1 protein-coding gene is annotated in these 263 nt (G+C 43.3%); it reads right to left on the bottom strand.

What is annotated here, in order from left to right; all coding sequences use genetic code 11:
• Positions 1-263: IS110 family transposase (locus FD30_RS08280; protein WP_162255434.1), on the bottom strand; the 263-nt coding region annotated here is incomplete at both ends.

Below are 263 nucleotides of genomic sequence, written 5' to 3' on the forward strand. Positions count from 1 at the left end.
TATGGTTCTAGTTGTTCTGTAAACTCGGTAATTGCTAAACGTCGAGCATCACGTTCATCGTTCTTTCTTAATCGTGATCCAGTGGCGATACGATTCTTAGCCGCCAGTGGGTTTAAAATATGGTAATTCAAACCTTCTTGTTGAAGAAAATACTCTAAGCGCCGGGAGTAAACGCCAGTCGCTTCAAAGACGACTTCCGCTTTTCCGCCGAACTGAAGCACGACGTGTTTCAGTTCATTAAACCCCAATGCATCTAAAGAGAT

It is taken from the genome of Levilactobacillus namurensis DSM 19117, from assembly GCF_001434785.1.
Taxonomy (GTDB): Bacteria; Bacillota; Bacilli; order Lactobacillales; family Lactobacillaceae; genus Levilactobacillus; species Levilactobacillus namurensis.